Annotated in this window: 19 protein-coding genes and 1 riboswitch; of the genes, 9 read left to right on the top strand and 10 right to left on the bottom strand. The window is 72.4% G+C overall.

What is annotated here, in order from left to right; all coding sequences use genetic code 11:
* The coding region (locus CXR44_RS21635; RefSeq protein ID WP_101788057.1) for a 3-isopropylmalate dehydrogenase at positions 1 to 1,002 on the bottom strand (1,002 nt) is incomplete at its 3' end.
* 97 nt (positions 1,003 to 1,099) lie between these two features.
* Positions 1,100 to 1,246, top strand: a riboswitch (cyclic di-AMP (ydaO/yuaA leader).
* Between the two features lie 2 nt (positions 1,247 to 1,248).
* Between CXR44_RS21635 and CXR44_RS21630 the strand changes: the two genes are divergently transcribed.
* Positions 1,249 to 1,947: a C40 family peptidase gene (locus CXR44_RS21630; protein ID WP_101787906.1), complete on the top strand. Its 699-nt coding sequence runs from the start codon at positions 1,249 to 1,251 to the stop codon at positions 1,945 to 1,947.
* Positions 1,948 to 1,987: 40 nt separating this feature from the next.
* Positions 1,988 to 2,818 (top strand): class I SAM-dependent methyltransferase, encoded by an 831-nt coding sequence (locus CXR44_RS21625; RefSeq protein WP_101787905.1) that lies wholly within the window; start codon positions 1,988 to 1,990, stop codon positions 2,816 to 2,818.
* Positions 2,819 to 2,892: 74 nt separating this feature from the next.
* Here CXR44_RS21625 and CXR44_RS41730 read toward each other — a convergent pair whose 3' ends face one another.
* Positions 2,893 to 3,024: a hypothetical protein gene (locus tag CXR44_RS41730; protein ID WP_281260293.1), complete on the bottom strand. Its 132-nt coding sequence runs from the start codon at positions 3,022 to 3,024 to the stop codon at positions 2,893 to 2,895.
* Between the two features lie 319 nt (positions 3,025 to 3,343).
* Positions 3,344 to 4,933 carry a phosphoglycerate dehydrogenase gene (gene serA / locus CXR44_RS21620; RefSeq protein WP_101787904.1) on the bottom strand — a complete coding sequence of 530 codons (1,590 nt, stop codon included), beginning with the start codon at positions 4,931 to 4,933 and terminating at the stop codon, positions 3,344 to 3,346.
* A gap of 264 nt (positions 4,934 to 5,197) precedes the next feature.
* Here serA and CXR44_RS21615 point away from each other — a divergent pair, with 264 nt between their 5' ends.
* Together CXR44_RS21615 and CXR44_RS21610 are read left to right on the top strand one after the other, a co-directional pair.
* Positions 5,198 to 6,022 carry a hypothetical protein gene (locus tag CXR44_RS21615; protein ID WP_245899306.1) on the top strand — a complete coding sequence of 275 codons (825 nt, stop codon included), beginning with the start codon at positions 5,198 to 5,200 and terminating at the stop codon, positions 6,020 to 6,022.
* A gap of 110 nt (positions 6,023 to 6,132) precedes the next feature.
* Positions 6,133 to 7,494: an MFS transporter gene (locus CXR44_RS21610; RefSeq protein WP_101787902.1), complete on the top strand. Its 1,362-nt coding sequence runs from the start codon at positions 6,133 to 6,135 to the stop codon at positions 7,492 to 7,494.
* Here CXR44_RS21610 and CXR44_RS21605 read toward each other — a convergent pair.
* Genes CXR44_RS21605 through CXR44_RS21595 form a run of 3 tightly spaced genes read right to left on the bottom strand, consistent with a single transcriptional unit; the run spans position 7,454 to position 11,219 of the window.
* Entirely contained in the window at positions 7,454 to 10,033 is a 2,580-nt protein-coding gene (locus CXR44_RS21605; protein WP_101787901.1) for an FtsX-like permease family protein, read from the bottom strand. The two genes, CXR44_RS21610 and CXR44_RS21605, sit on opposite strands and share 41 nt — an antisense overlap.
* Positions 10,030 to 10,710, bottom strand: a complete 681-nt coding sequence (locus CXR44_RS21600; protein WP_101787900.1) for an ABC transporter ATP-binding protein — start codon at positions 10,708 to 10,710, stop codon at positions 10,030 to 10,032. Before CXR44_RS21600 ends, CXR44_RS21605 begins: the two co-directional genes overlap by 4 nt.
* Positions 10,707 to 11,219 carry a PadR family transcriptional regulator gene (locus CXR44_RS21595; RefSeq protein ID WP_101787899.1) on the bottom strand — a complete coding sequence of 171 codons (513 nt, stop codon included), beginning with the start codon at positions 11,217 to 11,219 and terminating at the stop codon, positions 10,707 to 10,709. Before CXR44_RS21595 ends, CXR44_RS21600 begins: the two co-directional genes overlap by 4 nt.
* 109 nt (positions 11,220 to 11,328) lie before the next feature.
* Between CXR44_RS21595 and CXR44_RS21590 the strand changes: the two genes are divergently transcribed.
* The 4 genes from CXR44_RS21590 to CXR44_RS21575 all read left to right on the top strand — a co-directional run bounded on the left by CXR44_RS21590 (position 11,329) and on the right by CXR44_RS21575 (position 15,281).
* Entirely contained in the window at positions 11,329 to 11,880 is a 552-nt protein-coding gene (locus tag CXR44_RS21590; protein WP_101787898.1) for an FHA domain-containing protein, read from the top strand.
* A gap of 148 nt (positions 11,881 to 12,028) precedes the next feature.
* The gene (gene dacB / locus CXR44_RS21585) at positions 12,029 to 13,570 is read left to right on the top strand and encodes a D-alanyl-D-alanine carboxypeptidase/D-alanyl-D-alanine endopeptidase (RefSeq protein WP_101787897.1); all 1,542 of its coding nucleotides are present in this window, start codon (positions 12,029 to 12,031) and stop codon (positions 13,568 to 13,570) included.
* Between the two features lie 218 nt (positions 13,571 to 13,788).
* Positions 13,789 to 14,772 carry a CAP domain-containing protein gene (locus CXR44_RS41045; protein WP_245899305.1) on the top strand — a complete coding sequence of 328 codons (984 nt, stop codon included), beginning with the start codon at positions 13,789 to 13,791 and terminating at the stop codon, positions 14,770 to 14,772.
* A gap of 98 nt (positions 14,773 to 14,870) precedes the next feature.
* Positions 14,871 to 15,281 (top strand): hypothetical protein, encoded by a 411-nt coding sequence (locus CXR44_RS21575; RefSeq protein WP_101787896.1) that lies wholly within the window; start codon positions 14,871 to 14,873, stop codon positions 15,279 to 15,281.
* Between the two features lie 198 nt (positions 15,282 to 15,479).
* Here CXR44_RS21575 and CXR44_RS21570 read toward each other — a convergent pair whose 3' ends face one another.
* Positions 15,480 to 16,352: an alpha/beta fold hydrolase gene (locus CXR44_RS21570; protein WP_180903628.1), complete on the bottom strand. Its 873-nt coding sequence runs from the start codon at positions 16,350 to 16,352 to the stop codon at positions 15,480 to 15,482.
* 229 nt (positions 16,353 to 16,581) lie between these two features.
* Between CXR44_RS21570 and CXR44_RS21565 the strand changes: the two genes are divergently transcribed.
* Complete coding sequence (locus tag CXR44_RS21565; protein ID WP_101787894.1) at positions 16,582 to 16,791, top strand: hypothetical protein; 210 nt, start codon at positions 16,582 to 16,584, stop codon at positions 16,789 to 16,791.
* A gap of 46 nt (positions 16,792 to 16,837) precedes the next feature.
* On the opposite strand, the gene ilvC is transcribed toward CXR44_RS21565, so the two are convergent.
* The 3 genes from ilvC to CXR44_RS21550 are packed head-to-tail and all read right to left on the bottom strand — an operon-like array spanning position 16,838 to position 20,101.
* The gene (gene ilvC, locus CXR44_RS21560; RefSeq protein WP_101788055.1) at positions 16,838 to 17,821 is read right to left on the bottom strand and encodes a ketol-acid reductoisomerase; all 984 of its coding nucleotides are present in this window, start codon (positions 17,819 to 17,821) and stop codon (positions 16,838 to 16,840) included.
* Between the two features lie 23 nt (positions 17,822 to 17,844).
* Positions 17,845 to 18,369 carry an acetolactate synthase small subunit gene (gene ilvN, locus CXR44_RS21555; RefSeq protein WP_101787893.1) on the bottom strand — a complete coding sequence of 175 codons (525 nt, stop codon included), beginning with the start codon at positions 18,367 to 18,369 and terminating at the stop codon, positions 17,845 to 17,847.
* Complete coding sequence (locus CXR44_RS21550; protein ID WP_101787892.1) at positions 18,362 to 20,101, bottom strand: acetolactate synthase large subunit; 1,740 nt, start codon at positions 20,099 to 20,101, stop codon at positions 18,362 to 18,364. Before CXR44_RS21550 ends, ilvN begins: the two co-directional genes overlap by 8 nt.
* Between the last annotated feature and the right edge of the window lie 92 nt (positions 20,102 to 20,193).

Genomic DNA, 20,193 nt, shown 5'->3' with positions numbered 1-20,193 from the left:
GGGGCGCCCCCCCCCCCCCCCCAGCCGCTCGACGATGTCGTCGGCGACGGCCTGCTCGACGCGGGCGGCCTCGGCCTCCAGGCCGAGGTGGTCGAGGAGCATGGCGACCGAGAGGATGGTGGCGGTGGGGTCGGCCTTGCCCTGCCCGGCGATGTCGGGCGCGCTGCCGTGCACCGGCTCGAACATGCTGGGCGCCGTGCGCTCGGGGTTGATGTTGCCGCTGGCCGCCAGGCCGATGCCGCCGGCGATGGCGGCGCCGAGGTCGGTGATGATGTCGCCGAAGAGGTTGTCGGTGACGACCACGTCGAAGCGCTCGGGCTGCGTGACGAAGAACATCGAGGCCGCGTCGATGTGGCAGTAGTCGGTGCTGACGTCGGGGAACTCCTCGGCGACGCGGTCGACCGTGCGCTGCCAGAGGTCGCCGGCGAAGGTCAGCACGTTGGTCTTGTGGACCAGCGTCAGCTTCTTGCGGGGCCGCGAGCGCGCCTTCTCGAACGCGTAGCGGACCACGCGCTCGACGCCGTGGGCGGTGTTGAGCGACTCCTGGGTGGCGATCTCGTACGGCGTGCCGCGCCGCATGACGCCGCCGGTGCCCGCGTAGAGGCCCTCGGTGCCCTCACGCACCACGACCATGTCGATGCTCTCGGCCGGGGTGTCGGCCAGCGGGGTCGCCACGCCGGGGAACAGCCTGACCGGACGCAGGTTGACGTAGTGGTCGAACGCGAAGCGCAGGCGGAGCAGGAGGTCGCGCTCCAGGATGCCGGGCGGCACGCTGGGGTCGCCGACGGCGCCGAGCAGGATCGCGTCGTAGCCGCGCAGCTCCTCCATGACGGCGTCGGGCAGCGTCTCGCCGGTGCGGTGGTAGCGGGCGGCGCCGAGGTCGTAGTGGGTGGCCTCGATCTTGGCGCCGACGGCCTCGATCACCTTGAGCCCTTCGGCGACGACCTCGGTGCCGATGCCGTCTCCGGGGATCACTGCCAGGCGTATGTTGCGCGACTCCATGGCCGTACCTTACCGGCTCGTCTCGGCTGACGAACACATCATCTCAAGCATCGGACATCCGTTTTACCCGTATTGCGGTGCTTTGACCGTTTCGTTAGAGTCCCTCAAGCCTAATCCGCGCAGCCGTTGCGCGGAGCCGGGGACCCACTCCCCTCTTGGGGCGAATCGGCACGTCCGCGCGCCGTAGGGCCACTTCCAGGCCCGAGCCCGTCAGCTAACCCGGCCGGCCGTGTGGAAGGACTCTTCGTGCCGCGCTTCGCCCTGCCCATCGCCCTGCCCGCCCCCGCCCTCGTTCCCGTGCTCGCCGCCACCGTGACCGTCGCCGGGCTCGCGGTCGCCTCTCCCGCCGCCGCTGCGGCGCCCGCCACGGCCGCCGCCCCCACGACGGCCTCCCCCACCGCGGCCGCCGCCCCCACGACGGCCTCCCCCGCCGTGGCGCCGGACCCCGGCGGCGTCACCCTCACCGGCGCCGACGTCAAGCGCGCCAGAACCCGGAACATCCAGCTCCCCGCCTGGAAGATCGCCGTCAGGTACGCCCTGGACAAACAGGGCACCCCCTACGTCTGGGGCGGGACCGGGCCGAGCGGCTACGACTGCTCCGGCCTCACGCTCCGGGCCTACCAGGCCGCGGGCATCGAACTGCCCCGCGTCGCCGCCGCCCAGTACGGCGCCTACTCCAAGAAGATCGCCTGGAAGGACCTCAAGCCCGGCGACCTCGTCTTCTTCCACGGCCTCGGCCACATGGGCATGATCTCCCGCCCCGGGCACATGGTCCACGCGCCACGCACCGGCGACGTGGTCAAGGAGGAGCGCCTGGACGCGGGACGCCGCAGCTCCTTCGTGGGCGCCGTCCGGCCCGACCCGAAGGGCGTCAAGCGCTGGGCGCACATCCGCGAGCTGCGCCAGGCTCCCCCGCCGGCCATGCCGGTCGCCAGCACGCTGTAGTCACCCGGACGGGTGCGGTGACGCGTACTACCGTGAGGGCATGGCAACCGACAAGGTGCGGCTGACCGCCGAGAAGGCCACACTCCTCGCCACCCTGTACGGCAGGGCGCTCGACGCCCGCGCGCCGCACCCGATCCTCGCCGACACCCTCTCCCTGGAGGTCGCCCGGCGGATCGACCACGACTTCCGCCGCACCGGGATGACGCGGGGCAGCGCCGCCGCCGTGGCCCTGCGGGCGCGGTTCCTCGACGGATGGGCCCGGGAGTTCCTGGCCCGCCACCCCGAGGCGAGCGTGCTTCATCTGGGCTGCGGCCTCGACACGCGCGCCCACCGGCTCGACCCTCCCGCGGGCGTCGACTGGTACGACGTCGACTACCCCGACGTCATCGAGCTGCGCCGGCGGTTGTTCCCCGAGCGTCCCCGGCAGACGATGGTCGGCGCGTCGGTCACCGACAGCGGCTGGCTCGACCGCGTCCCCCGGGACAAGCCGGTGCTGGTCGTCGCCGAGGGCCTGCTCTACTACCTCGACCGCGACGGCGGCCGGGCCCTGCTGCGGCGGATCGCCGAGGGGTTCCCGAGCGGCCAGCTGATCTTCGACGCGCTCACCCCGCGCGGCCTGCGGCTGCAGTGGCTCAACCCGCCGGTCCGCAGGGCGGGCGCCACGATGCACTGGGCCGTCGACGGGACCGCCGCCCTGCTGTCGATCAGCCCGAGGCTGCGCTGCCTGGACGCGCTGAGCGTCTTCGACATCGACGGCTACGACCGGCTGCCGGGACCCTACCGGCTCCTGGTGCGGGTGGCGGGCAGGGTGCCGGCCGTGCGGCGGCTGGCCTGCTTCTACCGGCTGGAGTTCGGGGACCAGCGACCCTGACCCCCGACCGAGCGGTCCCTGATCCTGGGGCCGGCGGCTCCGGGCCTCCGGCCCAGCGGTCCGGAACTACCGGGCTAGCGGCCCCGGCTCTCGGGCACGCCGCCGTTGTCGCGGCGGTCCAGGGCGGTCTGCAGGGCCTCGGCGGCCTCGTCGTCGCGCTCGTCGGCACGGTTCCAGGGATACATCTCGTACATGTCGCTGCTCATCTCGTTTCGCGGAGCGTCGGGTGAGGAGAGTCGGACCCCGGTCACGGACCCGACCGGGCCTGAACTCGTGGTCCGGGTCACGGACCGGACGAAAAGGGACTGATGGCCGACGCGACGCCGCTCACCGCGGCGGGTGGTCGACCTGCCCTAACAGGCCCCGCCGCGGCAGGTAATGAGTACGAGAACCTGGCGCATCGCAAGAAACAGTACCTGGTGACAGACGCACTGTCTCGTTGGATGTCCTAATATCTCGCATCTTGAGACAAAAAGGCGGCTGCCGCCGGACCAGCCGGCGGCAGCCGCATCCACCCCTACGGGCTCAATCCTCCAGGTCGACCGTGCGGCCGCTCTCGGCGCCGATCTCGGAGACGATCTGCTCGGCGACCTCGGCCGGGATGGCCGAGTCGACGGTCAGCGCGATGAGCGCCTTGCCGCCCTTGACGTCCCGCGCCACCTGCATCGAGGCGATGTTGATGCCGTGCTCGCCGAGGAGGTGGCCCACGACGCCCACGATCCCGGGGCGGTCGGCGTAGGTCAGGAAGCACAGGTGCTCAGTCGGCTCGATCTCCATCTCATAGCCGTTGACCTCGACGATCTTCGTGATCTGCCGCGGGCCGGAGAGCGTGCCGGAGACCGACACCTGGCGGCCGTCGGCGAGCACGCCGCGCACGGTCACCACGTTGCGCCAGAGAGGACTGTCGGAGCTGGTCACCAGCTCGACGTTGACGCCGCGCTCCTTGGCCAGCAGCGGGGCGTTGACGTAGGTGACGGAGTCCTCGACCACGTCGTTGAAGACGCCCTTGAGCGCGGCCAGCTCGATCACCCGCACGTCGTGGGCGGCGATCTCGCCGCGCACCTCGACGTCGAGCTTGGTGGCGACCTCGCCGGCGAGCGCGGTGAAGACCCGGCCCAGCTTCTCGGCGAGCGGCAGGCCCGGCTTGACCTCCTCGGCCACCGCGCCACCCTGGACGTTGACCGCGTCCGGCACGAACTCGCCCGCCAGGGCCAGCTTCACGCTCCGCGCGACCTGGGTGCCCGCCTTCTCCTGGGCCTCGTGGGTGGAGGCGCCGAGGTGCGGCGTGGCCACGACCTGGTCGAGCTCGAACAGGGGGCTGTCGGTGCACGGCTCCTTGGCGAAGACGTCGAGGCCCGCGCCCGCCACGCGGCCCTCCTTGATCGCGGTGTAGAGGGCGCCCTCGTCCACGATGCCGCCGCGGGCGACGTTGATGATCCGCACCGACGGCTTGACCTCGTGCAGCTCCTTGTCGCCGATGAGGCCGAGGGTCTCCTTGGACTTCGGCAGGTGCACGGTGATGAAGTCGGCCTGCCGGATGACCTCCTCGAGGGAGAGGAGCTTGACGCCCATCTGCGCGGCGCGGGCGGGCGGCAGGTAGGGGTCGTAGGCGATCAGCTCGACGCCGAACGGCTGCAGGCGCTGCGCCACGAGCTGGCCGATCTTGCCCAGGCCCAGGATGCCGACGACCTTGCCGTCGAGCTCGACTCCGGTGTACTTGGACCGCTTCCACTCGCCGTTCTTCAGCGCGGCGTGGGCCTGGGCCGTGTTGCGGGCGCTGGCCAGGATGAGCGCGAGCGTCTGCTCGGCGGCGCTGGTGATGTTGGAGGTGGGCGCGTTGACGACCATCACGCCGGCCTTGGTGGCCGCCTCGACGTCGACGTTGTCGAGACCGACACCGGCGCGGGCGACCACGCGCAGCTTCGGCGCGGCGGCGATGGCCTCCGCGTCGACCTGCGTGGCGGAGCGGACGATCAGCGCGTCCACGTCGGCGAGCGCGGGCAGCAGCTGGGAACGGTCGGCGCCGTCGGTGTGGCGGACCTCGAAATCGGCGCCGAGGACGGCGAGGCCAGCCTCGGAGAGCTCCTCTGCGACCAGAACGACGGGCTTTGTCACGGGATGGATCCTTAAGGCGTGCGGCGGGCTGGGGAACGCGTCGGCGAGTCCCCCGGGATCCCCAGCAGTCTATCCGCGCTTGTGAACGCGTTCACGAGGGACCCGGAATGTGAGACGGCGTGCCCTACCCCCAACCCCGCAAAGTCATCCACCCGGCGTCCATCTTTGTCTTGATCGAGGGATTTGTTGGCCATTAGCCTGATAAGCCGTGGCCGACTACCTAGGGTTCGTCCTATGAGCATCGGGAATCCTGCGCTTGCCGACGTGCTCGCACAGCATGGCGCCCCGCACCGCCTGCTTGCGGCCCTGGCCGAGGGTGGAGTCCTGGTGGCCGTGCGACCCGACCGCTCCGTCGTCCTGGGCACGACCCAGGCCGGTGACCGGGTGCTGCTCGGATACACCGGACCGGCGACCTACGCCAGGCACCGGGGCAGCCATTCGCTGTCGGCCTGCGACGCTGACACCATCCTCGACATCCGGCGCGTCACCGGCGTGCGCGAGATCGTGATCGACGCGGCCGGGCCCGCGGCGGCGGCCGTGCCCATCGACGACCTCCAGCGCTTCCTCACCTCGACCCGCACCGGGCCCACACCGGTGCTGTCGGGCGCCGCCCCCGCCGCGTACGCCACCGGCGCGATGGCCACCGTCTCGCGCGGGGCCGCGCTCGCCCAGGTCGCGCCGCCCACGCCGGACGCGCCGGCGATGCCGTGGATCCCGGCGCCGCGGCCGCACCTGTCGGGCCCCATGCAGCAGGTCGATCCGGGCTACCGGCGCTGCACCCATCCGATCCTGCCGGCGCTGCGCCTCGCGATCGGGCACCTGCTGGCGGACTTCCCCCTGGTGCACCACGTGTGGATCTCCGAGGCGAGCACCGCGTCGGGCGCGCCGGGGATCATGTTGCACGTCAAGGTGCACATGTCGGCCGCCGAGGACGTGGTCCGCGACCTGCACCGGCTGGTGCGCGCCCGGCTGCCGCAGTTCGCGGCCAGCGAGGCGCCGATCCTCATGGCCCGGGTGGCGGACGCGCGCAGCGAGCGGCGGATGATCGAGATCGGCGCCCACGTGGTGTGCGCCGCGGTCTCCGACTGAACGGGGAGGCCGAGGGTCTGCCCGTACGCCTCCTCGGTGAGACCGGCGGAGGTCCGGGGTCGCACGAAACCGGGCCTACCGGACGAGGGCTCGCTGGGTTTAGATGAGGCATGATCACACCGGCCCTCGGCGCGCCCGCGGTCTCGCGGGGTGTTCGTGTCGGCTACGGCGTCGGGTCCTTCTGCACGGCGACCTTCGGCGCGGTGCCCGGACTGCTGCTGCTCTACTACATGACGAACTTCCTGGCCGTGCCCGCCTGGCTGGCCGGGCTGGTGGTCGCCGCGCCCAAGGTCTGGGACCTGGTGCTCAACCCGCTGGTCGGCCGGTGGTCGGACCGCACGACGTCCCGGCTCGGTCCACGCCGGCCGTGGCTGCTCGCGGGCGCCTGCACGCTGCCGGTCGCGTTCTTCCTGGTCTTCGCCGGGCCGCCGCTCACGGGCGTCCCGGCCGCGCTGTACGTGGGGGCCTGCTTCATGGCCGCCGCCACGGGATACGCACTGTTCGAGGTGCCGTACAAGGCGATGCCCGCCGAGATGACCTCCGACTACCACGAGCGCACCTCCCTGCTGCAGTGGCGGATGATCTTCATCGGCGCCGCCACCGTGATCAGCGGCATCCTCGCGCCGGCCATCGTCAACAGCGAGGGCGACGGCGGGACCCTGGGCAGCTACCGGCTGATGGCGGCGACGATCGCCGCGGTGCTGCTCGCCTCGATGCTCGGCTCGTTCTTCGGTACGGCCCGCGCCCCCATGACGGGCGCCCCCGAGCCCGACGGCGGCCGGCTGCGCGACCAGATCACCGCGGCCCGGGGCAATCCCGCGTTCATGTGGCTGCTGGCGCTCAGCTGCGCCCAGATGACGGCCGTCAGCATGATGCTGGCCGCCGCCCCGTACTTCGCCGCCTACACCCTGGGCGACCCCAAGGCGACGAGCACGCTCTTCGCCGCGCTGGTCGGGCCGATGCTGCTGACGATGCCGGTCTGGGTCCGGCTGGCCAAGCGCCTCGACAAGCGGGGCGCGATGATCCTGGCCGGGCTGATGTTCGGCGTGGGCACGCTGGCGGCGCTGGCCACCCCGGCCATCGGCGCCTGGTACGCCCACGTCATGCTGCTGCTGGTGGGCATGGGCTACGCCGGGGTGCAGCTGCTGCAGTTCTCGATGCTGGCGGACGTGATCGCGGTGGACGCCGAGGCGACGGGCAAGCGGCGGGCCGGGGTGTTCACCGGGCTGTGGACGGCGATCGAGAGCGGGGTCGCCTCGTTCGGCGCCCTCGTCTTCGGCGCCATCCTGTCGCTGGGCGGCTTCCTGGAGTCGGAGCCCGACCGGCCGGTCGAGCAGCCGGACAGCGCCCTGACCGCGGTCCTGATCGGGCAGGCCGCGGTCCCGGCGCTCATCATCTTCCTGTCGGTGCTGATGACGCTGAAGTACCGGCTCAGGCCAGCCGACGCGCCACCACCAGCCGCGTCCGGGTGAACACCCCCGCCACGAGGGCGGCCAGGACCGGCAGGCCCGCCACGATCGCGGCGACATAGGGCCAGGGCACGTCGATCACGGTGGGCCCCGGGTCGAACAGGCCGCGGCCACCGCGAGCAGGCCTCATCACGGCGATCAACGGCCAGGTCAGCGCCACCCCGGTGACGATGCCTCCGGCCAGGCCGACCACCGTGCCGAGCCCCGCGACATATCCGGCCTGCACGGACACCACGAGCCTGCGGGTCAGGGGGGCGGCGCCCACGGCCGACAGGGTGTCCAGATCGCGGCGCATGTCGGCCACGGCCAGGCCGGTGGCGGCGAGGGTGCCGCCGAGCACCACGACCAGCGCCGCGACCAGGCCCGCCGACAGGACGGTCAGGGAATCGTAGCGGCTCTCCGGGACCAGCCGCAGGCTCGCGGAGCCGTGGACCGCCCGGAGGTCACGCTCCAGGCGTTCCGTGGAGTCGGGGACGTGCCGCGCGAATACGCGCCGCTCGGCCAGACGCAGGCCCGCGTCCCGGACGGCCGACGCGGGAAGCAGCGCGCCGCCCTGCTCTCGACCGGCCCCCTCGGCCACCACGGCCGGCACACGCAACAGCGCGACACGCCGCCCGCTGGGTCCAGCCTGCCACGGCATGACCGACACGTTCAGCATCCCGTCCTCGACGAGTTCGCCGTCGAAGACCACCGCTTTCCCCGCCCGCAGCGCGGCGGCCGCCCGCGGGTCCCGCCGTCCCTGCAAGAAGGCGAGCAACCGCTCGTCGCCGACCGGCAGGGAGTAGTCGGGGGCCACGACCTGGCATCCCCGCCGGCAGCGCTCCGGGCTGGGGAAGGCCGTCATCCCCAGCGCCGCCCCCCGGGCATCGGTGACCTCCAGGCTCGGCACCAGCGGCACTCCCGGCATGGCCCGTTCGACCGCCGTCCGGAGCCTCGCCCAGCCCTGGTCGTCCGCCCCGTGCCCGCTGATCGAGACGCTGCCCACGGGAGCTTCCACCACCCGCGCCGCGTCCCCGGCGGTGGCCATGCTGCTGTAGCCGATGCCCACGGCGACCGCCCCCATGGTGGCGGCCATCACCGCGGCCACCGCGGACGCCGTACGGACCCGGTGGCGTGCGGCGTCGCGCACGGACAGGCGCCACGACAGGGGCAGCCTATGGGCGAACCGCGCGGTGACACCGATCAGCCACGGGGTCACCGCGACGAGCCCGAACACCACCAGCACCGAGGCCGTCACGACGGCCAGAACGCTCCTGTGCAGGGTGGCGGCCAGGCCGCCGAGCCCGAGCGCCAGCAGGACGAGGCCGGGCAGCAGGCGACCGGCGCGGCGACGGGGCCCGGGCTCCCGGTCGGCGAGCACCAGGGCGGGGTGCTGCGTGGCCGCCTGGATCGCCGGGACCACGGCGGCGACCAGCCCGCTCAGCACGCCGAGCACGGCGACGCCGAGAACCGGTCCCCATGGCACCTCGAACGGCCCTTGGTGCCAGTCCAGTTCGCGGGCGGCGACCGACAGGGCCAGCGGCCCGGCGCCGACGCCGAGCACGGTGCCCAGCACGGCCGCCGCACCGCCGAGGACGAGCCCCTCTGCGAGCACGATCGCCCGCAGGTGTGCGCCGGATCCCCCCTGCACAGCGATCATGGCCAGCTCCCTGCGCCGCCTGCGCAATCCCACAGCGAACGCCGGCCCGGCGAGCAGGACCGTCTCGGTGACGACGAGGACGACGCCGACCGCGAGCTCGACCAGGCCCCGGCCGTTGTAGGGCCAGAACGAGCGGTCCCCCGTCCGCTCCTCCAGCACGGCTCGGGACATGACCGTGAGACCGGCCGCGTTCAGCCGGCGCGAGTCCGCCGAGGTGACGGGGGCGGGGGTGTCGGCGAGCCAGCCGGCGCCGCGGCCGTTCTGCCCGTCCTGCGGGACAGAACCCGGCAGGAGCGCGATCTCCTGGATTCCCGGCCGCACCGGGTGCTCGACGACGCCCACCACCCGCAGCGGCCGCGCCTGCCGGGTCATCCGCAGCACGTCGCCGAGGCGGACTCCGCGGTCGAGCAGCGCCGGCGTGACCGCGACCTCCTGCGCCGAGGCGGGAAACCTGCCCTCGGCCAGGACACGGACGCCGCGGGTCATCGGGTCGCGCAGGTCCAGGCCCAGCGCGTCGACCCGGTCGTAGCCGTCCTGGAGCAGGATCTCCACCTGCCCGACGGTGTGGGGGATCACGCGCCCGCCGAGCAGCGCACCGACCTCGCCGGCCGTCCACGGCCTCGGCGGGCCGTCGCCCTGGTCCGGGGGCTCCATGAGGTCGCCGTGCATGGTCTGCCGAACCGGGGTGCGCTCGGCGTGGGTGACCACCCGCGCCTCGGCCACCGCGCCCAGGTGGGCGGGCAGCCCTTCGCGGACGGTCACGTCGGTGGTGGCGTTCAGCGTGAGCAGCGCCGTGATGGCCAGCACAGGCAGGCCGATCATCACCATGATGAGGGCGGTGCGGCCCCGCGCGCGGAGGGCGTCCCGGCGGGCGATGCGCAGGGCGGCGCGGAAGGAGCTCATCGCGCGGTCTCCAGGCGGACGGCGCCCGCGTCGACGATCTCCCCGTCGCGCAGGTGGACGACCCGGTCGGCCCAGCCGGCGTAGCGCGGCTCGTGGGTGACGAGCAGGACCGCGGCGCCCCTGTCGCAGCGGTCGCGCAGCAGCTCGAGGATCTCGTCGCCGGTGGCCGTGTCGAGGGCGCCCGTCGGCTCGTCGGCCAGCAGCAGCCGCCGCTCGCCCACGAGGGCGCGGGCGATCGCCACCCGCTGGCGCTGGCCGCCGGACAGCTCCTCGGGGAAGCGGTCGGCGATCTGGTCCGCCCGCACCTCGGCCAGGACGGACAGCGCCTCGGCGCGCGCCCGGGCGGCGCGGACGCCGTCGAGCTCGCGGGGCAGCATCACGTTCTCGGCGGCCGTGAGCGACGGGATGAGGTTGAGGTCCTGGAAGACGTAGCCGACCTCGCGGCGGCGCAGCGCGGCCAGGTCCTTCACCGTGGCCAGGTCGGTGCCGCCGATCGTCACGCTGCCCGAGGTCGGCCGGTCGAGGCCGCCCGCCACGTTCAGCAGCGTGGACTTGCCCGAACCCGACGGGCCCATCACCGCGACCAGTTCGCCCGGCGCGACGTCGAGGCTCACCCCGTTGAGCGCGTGGACGTCCCCGTGCGTACGGGTCACGTCCCGTAACGTCACCACAGTCATGAGTGCTTCTCCTTGAGAACGGCCTCGCAGTGGTCCAGCCAGCGCTGTTCCGCCTCGGCCTTGAAGATCATCGAATCGAGGACGAGCCGCTCGGCGAGCCCGTCGGTCGCGGCCCGCTTGGCCCGGGTCAGCTCCTGCAGCGACCGCATGGTGGCGGTGCGCTGGGCGTGGATGACCGCGCGGAGGTCCACGTCGCGGGCCGCGACCGCCATGGCGACCTTGATGGCCAGCTCGTCCCGAGGCCGGTCGGCGGGGGCGACGGGGGTGCTGAACCATCGCTCCACCTCCTGCCGGCCGGCCTCGGTGATCGTGTAGAGGGCGCGCCCCTGGTCGTCCTCACCACCGGGGGCGACCAGGCCGTCGCGCTCCATCCGCGAGAGCGTCGTGTAGACCTGGCCGATGTTGAGCGGCCAGGTCGCCCCCGTCGACGCCTCGAACTCCACCCGGAGCTGATAGCCGTATCGCGGCCCCTTGCTGAGGAGCGCGAGCAGCCCGTGCCTGATCGACATAAATACTGAGTATGCATACTGAGTATGCTCCAGGCAAGGACTTCGGCTGAACCGCCTGTAGATTCGGGGTTTCTGGACAGAGAACGCAGGAAAGGCCGATACTCGGGGCATGAGCTCGACGCATCCACCGTTCCGCGCGTCCGATGGGGAACGTGACCGCGCGATCGACGAGCTCCGCGACCGGGCCGCCGAAGGACGGATCTCCCACGACACGTTCGTCGGCCGCGTCGACCAGGCACTGCGGGCCCGCAACCGCGACGAGCTCGACCGGCTGGTCGCCGACCTGCCGCGCCGCAGGTCCTTCCGGCAGCGGCTGACCGACGTGGTGGCCTCCGCCTCCGACTTCACCACCAGCCTGCGCGCCGCCTGGCGACGGCCGCGCCTGCCCCGCCTCGCCCTGCCCGACGACGACCGGGCCCGCTACGTGGTGGGCCGCGGGTCCGCGTGCGACCTCGTACTGTCCGACCTGACCGTCTCGCGGGTGCACGCCGAGCTGCGGCGCGAGGACGACGGCGGCTGGATGCTCGTCGATCTGGGCTCGCTCAACGGCACGCGGCTCAACGGCTGGCGGCTGGTCGGTCCGGCCCGGATCAAGTCGGGCGACGAGATCTCGTTCGGCGACTGCGGGTTCCTGGTCAGCTCACCCCAGCCGACCGGCTGACAGCCGCGCCCCCTCGGCCGCACAGCGCCGGGTCCTGGCAGTGCCGGGCCCGGCGTGGATGGTGCCAAAAATACGGATATTTGCGTATTACACGCTGGGCGCGCTGCCCCCATGATCCAGGCGAGACCCCCAGTCCCTTGGAGATCCCATGCGGCGCACCTCAGCCTCCCTCCTCGCGGGCACGCTCGTCGCGGCCCTCGCGTGGGCGTCCGGCCCCTCCTCCCCCGCCATCGCGCTCGACCCCTCGCCCGGCGTGGCCGACCTGGCCCAGGACATCAACCAGATCCTCAGCGACTCCCGGCTCACGATCGCCCGCGCCGGCGTGGTCGTCAGGAGCGCGGCGAACGGCGACGAGCTCTACAGCACCGACGGCGGCAAGCTCATGATCCCCGCCTCCAACACCAAGCTGTTCACCGGCGCGGCGGCCGCCGAGACGCTCGGCCTCGACTACCGCTTCACCACCAGCGTGCTGTCGTCCGCGCGCAGGGCCGGCTCGGTGCTCGCCGGCGACCTGGTGCTGCGCGGCACCGGCGACCCCACCATGCTGGCCGAGGACTACGACGCGCTGGCGGCCAAGGTCGCCGACGCGGGCATCAGGACGGTCGCCGGGAGGCTGGTCACCGACGACACCTGGTTCGACTCGGTACGGCTCGGCAACGACTGGGCCTGGGACGACGAGACGGCCTACTACGCGGCGCCCATCTCCGCGCTGACCGCCTCCCCCGACCGCGACTACGACGCCGGCTCGGTGATCGTCTCGGTGGCGGCCGACGGTGACAAGGTGAAGGTCTCCACCACGCCCGAGACCGACTATCTGAAGATCGTCAACAAGGCCACGACCGGCGCGTCCACGAACGTGCTCATCGAGCGCCGGCACGGCACGCGCACGGTCGTCATCACCGGCACCGTGGCCACGCCGTACCAGGAATGGGTCGCCGTCGACGACCCCACCGCGTACGCCGCCGCGCTGTTCCGCCAGGCGCTGACCAAGCACGGCGTGCGGGTGCTCGGCCCGACGGTCACCGGCGCGGCCCCGTCCGGGGCGGCGAAGCTGGCCGAGCGCGAGTCGATGCCGCTGAGCGAGTTGCTGGTGCCGTTCATGAAACTGAGCAACAACATCCACGCCGAGATCCTCACCAAGGCGATGGGCCGCAAGGTGTCCGGCCAGGGCACCTGGGCCGCCGGGCTCAAGGTGAGCACCGACTTCGCCCGGGCCAACGGCGTCCAGGTGCTGAACATGCGCGACGGCTCCGGGCTCTCGCGCCGCGACGGGTTCTCGCCCGCCTCGATCGCCCAGTTGCTGACCGCCGTGCGCGGCAAGCCGTGGTTCCAGGCCTGGTACGACTCGCTCCCCGTCGCCGGCGACGCCGACCGCTTCGTCGGCGGCACGCTGCGCAACCGGATGCGGGGCACGCCCGCCGCCGGCAACGTCCGCGCCAAGACCGGCTCGCTGACCGGCGTCACCGCGCTCTCGGGCTACGTCACCAGCGCCGACGGCGAGCCGCTGGTGTTCTCCGTGATGCTCAACCAGTATCTGTCGGGCTCGCCCAAGGACATCGAGGACAAGATCGCCATCCGTCTCGCCCGGTTCAGCCGCACCGGCACGGTGGACGCGCTGCCGCAGCTCCGCCAGGCCCCCGCCGACGTCCCCGAACTGGAATGCTCCTGGCTCAAGCCCGCGCACTGCTGAGCCACCTCCCTAGCGAGGGCCCGGTCACCATGGGTGGCCGGGCCCGTTCCATGCCCGGACGCCCTCAGATCGGCTGCGATACGTCGAGATCGACCCTATTTTGATCACGATTCGGAAACCTGGAGCTCCAGATATTGCCCGAATTGACGTGACATGTCCGTTGTGTACCCACCAGAATGCGGGTTCGACGTAGTGTCTCAAGCCCCAGGGAGCACATCTTGCACAGGCGACTGCAGGTTCTGGCCTGTCTCGGCGGTCTGACGGCAGTGGGTCTGATCAGCGCCCCGGCATGGGTGCCCGCCGCCCTGGTGGCGTCCCCCGACGAGGCGCCCGCCGCAACCGGGGCCGCGGCGGGAGGCGCCGCCCTACCCTCGGACGCCCGCGCCACCGGCCCCTCGAACGCCCGCGCCACCGGTCCCTCGGACGCCCGCACAGCCCTTCCCACGGACTCCCGCGACGGCGCCGCGGCGACCCGCCGAGCGTGCCGCGTCGCCGCCGCCAGGCCGGTCATCGCCGAGGGCACGATCCGGGCGGCGGCCTCCAGAACCGGCTGCGACGACCGCACCCGGCTCAGGGTGCGGCTCACCAAGCTCCTCCCCGGTCCCGACCGCACGCTGAAGAGCGGCTCCCAGCTCGTCGCCAACGGCAAGGTGGTGACCGGCGTGCGGTGCATCAGGACCCCGGCCCACTACTACGTCACCGCCATCGACGTCGACGGCGCCGTCACCGCCAAGTCCCGCCCGGTGAAGCTGTCCTGCGAGCCCCCCACCCCGCCGAAGAGCACCGCCACCCGCACCGATCCCACCCCCTCCCCCACCGGCGCCTCGGGCGTCGAGGAGGCGGTCGTCAAGCTGACCAACCAGGCACGGGCCGCGAACGGCTGCCGCCCCCTCGTCCACGATCCCCAGCTGCGCACCGCGGCCGAGCGGCACTCCGCCGACATGGCGGCCCGCGGCTTCTTCGACCACGACTCCCCCGACGGCCGCGACCCCGGCGACCGCGTCGGGGCGGCGGGCTTCGCCCCGATCCGCACCTGGGCCGAGAACATCGCCATGGGACAGCGGACCGCCGCCCAGGTCGTCCAGGGCTGGCTCGACAGCCCCGGCCACCGCGCCAACATCATGAACTGCGCCTTCACCCACATCGGCGTCGGCCACGCCGCCAAGGGCCCGCACTGGACCCAGGTCTTCGCCGCCCACTGACCGTCCGGGCCCGCTCCCACGTCCCACATGCCGGACGACTTACCACCGGCGGGTCGGGGAATGACCCCTGTGCAGCGGTCCGTCGCAGGGGGTGGCCCGTGCACTGGCATGCCTACGCCTGGCTCGGCAACGGCGAGGAGCTCGAGCGGGAGGAGGAGCGCCGCCCCGGCTCCCCGGACTTCGCGGCGTCACCGTTGCCGCCCATGCGGACCGGCGACTGGCTGGCCAGGCCCGCCTCCCGGATCGCCGCCACGTTCGACGAGCCCGCCCAGGCCGTGGAGTGGCTGGCGACCAGGTACGGCAGGGTGCGCAAGGCCTTCCTGCACCCGGACCGGGTGGGCCGGCGGGCCCGGCTCGACGGCGCGGCGGACGCGCTGCCGCGCGGGGTCGACGTGCAGTGGGGCGAGTGGCTGACCGGCGGCCGGTTCGTCACGATAGGCGTCATCTGCTGCCCGAACCGGCACGCCGCCCACCGGTGCCCCATCCGCCGCCCGGCCGGCACGCGGTGATGTGTCCACCGACGCCGGCCACCCCGGCGGCTACGGGGAGTCGCGCACGCCGCCGCCCTCCGGGACGCGGCGCAGCGAGTGCATCGGGCGGCAGGAGGACCCGCACGTCCGGGGCGCGGGGGCGGAGGGATCGCGGCGGCGAAGGGATCGCGGCGGCGAAGGGATCGCGGCGGCGGAGGAATCGCGGGGGCGGAGGGATCAGGCGGTGGCCTGGGTCCGTGGGCCCGAGAGTGCGGTGCGGCCGCCCTCCAGCAGCCAGGACAGCGTGGCCGGGGTGGCGTCGAAGTGGCCGGCGTGCCCGGCGTCGGGCTGGACGGTGAGGGTCGCGGTGGGGATGCGGGCGGCCAGCCAGTGAGCGTGCGCCACCGGGACCACCGGGTCCAGCGCCCCGTGCCACAGCAGCACGGGCACGGTGATGTCGGCCGGGTCGAACCCCCACGGCGTGCCGAACAGGGCGCGGGCGTCGTCGACCCACCCGTCGATGCCGGGCCGCAGCGCATCGGCGAAGGCCGCGCCGAGCATGGCGGAGATCTCGGGCCGCGACAGCACGGCCGCCTCGGAGTCGGGCAGCCGCGGCGGGGCGGACGGCTGCGCGCCGAGATGCTCGGCCATGGCCTCCCGGTCGCACAGCGCGACCTCGGCGGTACGGACGTTGCCCGCCATCATCCCGGCCGTCCAGTCGAGCCCGTCGGCGTCACGCGGCGCGAGCGCGGCCAGCGAGGCCACGCGGGTGGCGCGGCCGGGATGGCGGGCGGCGAACGCCAGCGCGTGCGGGCCGCCGCCGGACACCCCGTAGACGGGGAAGCTGTCGAGGCCGAGCGCGTCGGCCACCGCCGCGACGTCGTCGGCGCCGTCGGCCACCCGCCGGCCGGGCCGGGGTGTGGAGCCGCCGAGCCCCGGCCGGTCGAACGTGATCAGCCGGATGCCGAGCCCGGTGAACAGCGCGTCGTCGGGGTGGCGGGCCAGCCGCCCGACGGGGGTGCCGTGCAGGTAGAAGACCGGCGTGCCGTCGGGCGCGCCCCACTCCTCGACGGCGAGCACCCGGCCGTCCGCGGTGATCACTTCACGCATGTCCGGCAATCTATCCGGGCGAGGCCGGGCCTGGGGAGTCGTTTCGTTCCCGGCGAAGCGGACCGCATGATCCGTCTCCCCCGGGGAAAGCGATCACTACGTACCCGCGGGAGACATGGCATGGCGTCCTCCCGTCCGCCGGCCCTGCGGTGTGCGCGGCCGTTTCCCCGGACGACGGTTCGCCTGGACGGTGGATCGCCGGCGCCTGTGCCAGAGAAGGAGACACCCGATGAGGCCCATTCCCTTCGACCTGCACGTGACCATCACCGGCGGCACGCCCGACGAGATCCAGCGGGCGGCCTATCCCGTGGCACAGCGCTTCTACGGCGGCGACGCCGAGATCGACGTGCTCAGCGCCAAGGCCGAGCCCGACCCCGACGCGCCGGACAGGTTCCGCGCGACGATCGTGTTCCGCCGGATCGCGACGCACGGCGAATGAGCGGACCGCCTGGTGGGACGGGGCCCCACCAGGCGGACGGCGAGTGTCAGGCCTTGAGCCAGCTCATCATCGGACGCAGCTTGGCGCCCGTCTTCTCGATCGGGTCCTCCGCCAGCTCCTCGCGGTAGCGGCTGAACTCCTTCTGGCCCCCGTCGAACTCCTCGACGAGCTGGCGGGCGAACGTGCCGTCCTGGATCTCGCCCAGGATGCGGCGCATCTCCTGACGGGTCTCGTCGGTGATGACGCGCGGGCCGCGGGTGTAGCCGCCGTACTCGGCGGTGTCGGACACCGACCAGTACATCTTGGAGATGCCGCCCTCGTACATCAGGTCGACGATGAGCTTCATCTCGTGCAGGCACTCGAAGTAGGCGACCTCCGGCTGGTAGCCGGCCTCGATCAGCGTCTGGAAGCCCGCCTTGATCAGCTCGGACACGCCGCCGCACAGCACGGCCTGCTCGCCGAACAGGTCGGTCTCGGTCTCCTCGGTGAAGGTCGTCCTCAGCGCGCCGGCCCGGGTGCCGCCGATGCCCTTGGCGTACGACAGCGCCAGGTCGAGGGCCTTGCCGGAGGCGTTCTTCTCGACGGCCACGAGGCAGGGCACGCCGCGGCCGGCCTCGAACTGGCGGCGCACGAGGTGACCGGGGCCCTTCGGGGCCACCATGCACACGTCGACGCCCTCGGGCGCCTCGATGAGGCCGTAGCGGATGTTGAGGCCGTGGCCGAAGAACAGCGCGTCGCCCTCGACCAGGTTGGGGGCCACGTGCTGGGCGTACAGGTCGCGCTGGATGTGGTCCGGCGCGAGGATCATCGTGAGGTCGGCCTCCTCGACCGCCTCCGACGGGGTGAGCACGCGCAGGCCGTCGTTCTCGGCCTTCTCGCGGCTCTTGGAGCCCTCGGGAAGCCCGACGCGCACGTCGACGCCGGAGTCACGCAGGGAGAGCGCGTGGGCGTGGCCCTGGCTGCCGTACCCCAGCACGGCCACGTGACGCCCCTGGATGATCGACAGATCGGCCTGGTCGTCGTAGTAGATCTCGGTCACTTGCGTCAAACCTTTCAGGCGGTACGGTCCAGTGCCCTGAGGGACCGGTCGGTGATGGAACGGGCGCCGCGGCCGATGGCCACCATGCCCGATTGGACGAGCTCCTTGATCCCGAAGGGCTCGAGCACCTTGACGAAGGCCTCGAGCTTGTCGGGAGTGCCGGTGACCTCGATGGTCACGGCGTCGGCCGCCACGTCGACGCAGCGGGCGCGGAAGAGCTGGACGAGCTCCAGCACGTGCGAGCGGCTGTCGGCGTCGGCCTTGACCTTGATCAGCATCAGCTCACGCTGGACCGACTGCGACGGGTCGAGCTCGACGATCTTGAGCACGTTCACCAGCTTGTTGAGCTGCTTGGTGACCTGCTCCAGCGGCAGCTCCTCGACGCTCACCACGATCGTCATCCGGGAGATGTCGTCGTGCTCGGTCTGCCCGACGGCGAGCGAGTCGATGTTGAAGCCGCGCCGGCTGAACAGCGCGGACACCCGGGCGAGGACGCCCGGCTTGTTCTCCACGAGCACGGACAGCGTGTGCCTACTCATCGTCGCTCTCCCACGTCGGCGCCATGTCACGGGCGATCTTGATGTCGTCGTTGCTGGTGCCCGCCGCGACCATGGGCCAGACCATCGCGTCCTGGTGGACCACGAAGTCGACCACCACGGGCACGTCGGTGATCTCCATGGCCTTGCGGATGGTCGCGTCGACGTCCTCCGGCCGCTCGCAGCGCAGGCCCACACAACCATAGGCCTCCGCCAGCTTGACGAAGTCCGGGATCCGGCGTGTCGTCTGCAGGTCGGTGTTGGAGTAACGCTGGTCGTAGAACAGGGTCTGCCACTGGCGGACCATGCCGAGGTTGCCGTTGTTGATGACCGCCACCTTGATCGGCACACCTTCGAGGGCGCAGGTGGCCAGCTCCTGGTTGGTCATCTGGAAGCAGCCGTCGCCGTCGATGGCCCACACGGTGGACTCGGGCCGGCCCATCTTGGCGCCCATCGCGGCCGGGACGGCGAAGCCCATGGTGCCGAGCCCGCCGGAGTTGATGAACGTGCCGGGGTTCTCGTACTGGACGAACTGGGCGGCCCACATCTGGTGCTGGCCGACGCCCGCCACGTAGTAGGCGTCGGGGCCGACGAGGGCGCTCAGCCGCTCCATGACGTACTGCGGCGCCAGCGAGCCGTCCTCGAACTCGTCGTAGCCGAGCGGGTAGGTCTCCTTGATGCCGTCGAGCAGCGCCCACCAGGCGGTGTAGTCGCCCTGCCTGCCGGAGTTCTCCAGCGCCGTGATGAGGTCGCCGAGGACATCCTTGCAGTCACCCACGATGGGCACGTCGGCGTGGCGGTTCTTGGAGATCTCGGCCGGGTCGATGTCGGCGTGCACCACCTTGGCGTGCGGAGCGAACGTCGAGAGCTGGCCGGTGACCCGGTCGTCGAAGCGCACGCCCAGACCGATGAGCAGGTCGGCCTTCTGCAACGCGCCGACCGCGGCGACGCTGCCGTGCATGCCGGGCATGCCCAGGTGCTGGCGGTGGCTGTCGGGGAACGTGCCGCGCGCCATCAGCGTGGTCACGACCGGGATGCCGGTCAGCTCGGCCAGCCGCAGGAGGTCGTCGGAGGCCCCCGCCTTGTGCACGCCGCCGCCGACGTAGAGGACCGGGCGCCGCGACTCGGCGATGAGCTTGGCGGCCTCCCGGATCTGCTTGGAGTGCGGCCTGGTCACCGGACGGTAGCCGGGCAGCTGCATGACCGGCGGCCAGGAGAAGGTGGTGTCGGCCTGCAACGCGTCCTTGGAGATGTCGACCAGCACCGGCCCCGGCCGCCCGGTCGAGGCGATGTGGAACGCCTCCATGATGGTGCGCGGGATGTCGAGCGGGTCGGTGACCAGGAAGTTGTGCTTCGTGATCGGCATGGTGATGCCCGAGATGTCGGCTTCCTGGAAGGCGTCGGTGCCGATCGACGCGCTGGCCACCTGTCCCGTGATCGCCACGATCGGCACGGAGTCCATGTAGGCGTCGGCCAGCGGGGTCACCAGGTTGGTCGCGCCGGGGCCGCTGGTCGCCATGCACACGCCGACGCGGCCGGTGGCCTGGGCGTATCCCTCGGCCGCGTGGCCCGCGCCCTGCTCGTGCCGTACGAGCACGTGCCGGACCTTGGTCGAGTCGTAGAGGGGATCGTAGGCCGGGAGGATGGCGCCGCCCGGGATCCCGAACACGGTGTCGACTCCCACGTGCTCCAGCGCCCTGACCAGGGCCTGTGCACCTGTCATCCGTTCGGTCATCGGCTCGTTCCTTGCGTGGCTGTCGCTTGGAGGACATAAAAAATGCCCCTTCCCACCGTGTGGCGGGACCAGGGGCGGCGCGCAGGTCGAAG

This window comes from Nonomuraea indica, assembly GCF_002850745.1.
Classification (GTDB): Bacteria; Actinomycetota; Actinomycetes; order Streptosporangiales; family Streptosporangiaceae; genus Nonomuraea; species Nonomuraea indica.
This window is presented reverse-complemented; position numbering and strand designations above follow the sequence as displayed.

What these genes read in the sequence shown, in the direction of transcription:
- CXR44_RS21570 (WP_180903628.1), bottom strand. Translation starts at nt 16,352, where the DNA reads ATGCGTGAAGTGATCACCGCGGACGGCCGGGTGCTCGCCGTCGAGGAG.
- ilvN (WP_101787893.1), bottom strand. Translation starts at nt 18,369, where the DNA reads ATGAGTAGGCACACGCTGTCCGTGCTCGTGGAGAACAAGCCGGGCGTC.
- CXR44_RS21565 (WP_101787894.1), top strand. Translation starts at nt 16,582, where the DNA reads ATGAGGCCCATTCCCTTCGACCTGCACGTGACCATCACCGGCGGCACG.
- CXR44_RS21595 (WP_101787899.1), bottom strand. Translation starts at nt 11,219, where the DNA reads ATGTCGATCAGGCACGGGCTGCTCGCGCTCCTCAGCAAGGGGCCGCGA.
- CXR44_RS21625 (WP_101787905.1), top strand. Translation starts at nt 1,988, where the DNA reads ATGGCAACCGACAAGGTGCGGCTGACCGCCGAGAAGGCCACACTCCTC.
- CXR44_RS21590 (WP_101787898.1), top strand. Translation starts at nt 11,329, where the DNA reads ATGAGCTCGACGCATCCACCGTTCCGCGCGTCCGATGGGGAACGTGAC.
- CXR44_RS21550 (WP_101787892.1), bottom strand. Translation starts at nt 20,101, where the DNA reads ATGACCGAACGGATGACAGGTGCACAGGCCCTGGTCAGGGCGCTGGAG.
- dacB (WP_101787897.1), top strand. Translation starts at nt 12,029, where the DNA reads ATGCGGCGCACCTCAGCCTCCCTCCTCGCGGGCACGCTCGTCGCGGCC.
- CXR44_RS41730 (WP_281260293.1), bottom strand. Translation starts at nt 3,024, where the DNA reads ATGAGCAGCGACATGTACGAGATGTATCCCTGGAACCGTGCCGACGAG.
- CXR44_RS21600 (WP_101787900.1), bottom strand. Translation starts at nt 10,710, where the DNA reads ATGACTGTGGTGACGTTACGGGACGTGACCCGTACGCACGGGGACGTC.
- CXR44_RS21605 (WP_101787901.1), bottom strand. Translation starts at nt 10,033, where the DNA reads ATGAGCTCCTTCCGCGCCGCCCTGCGCATCGCCCGCCGGGACGCCCTC.
- CXR44_RS21610 (WP_101787902.1), top strand. Translation starts at nt 6,133, where the DNA reads ATGATCACACCGGCCCTCGGCGCGCCCGCGGTCTCGCGGGGTGTTCGT.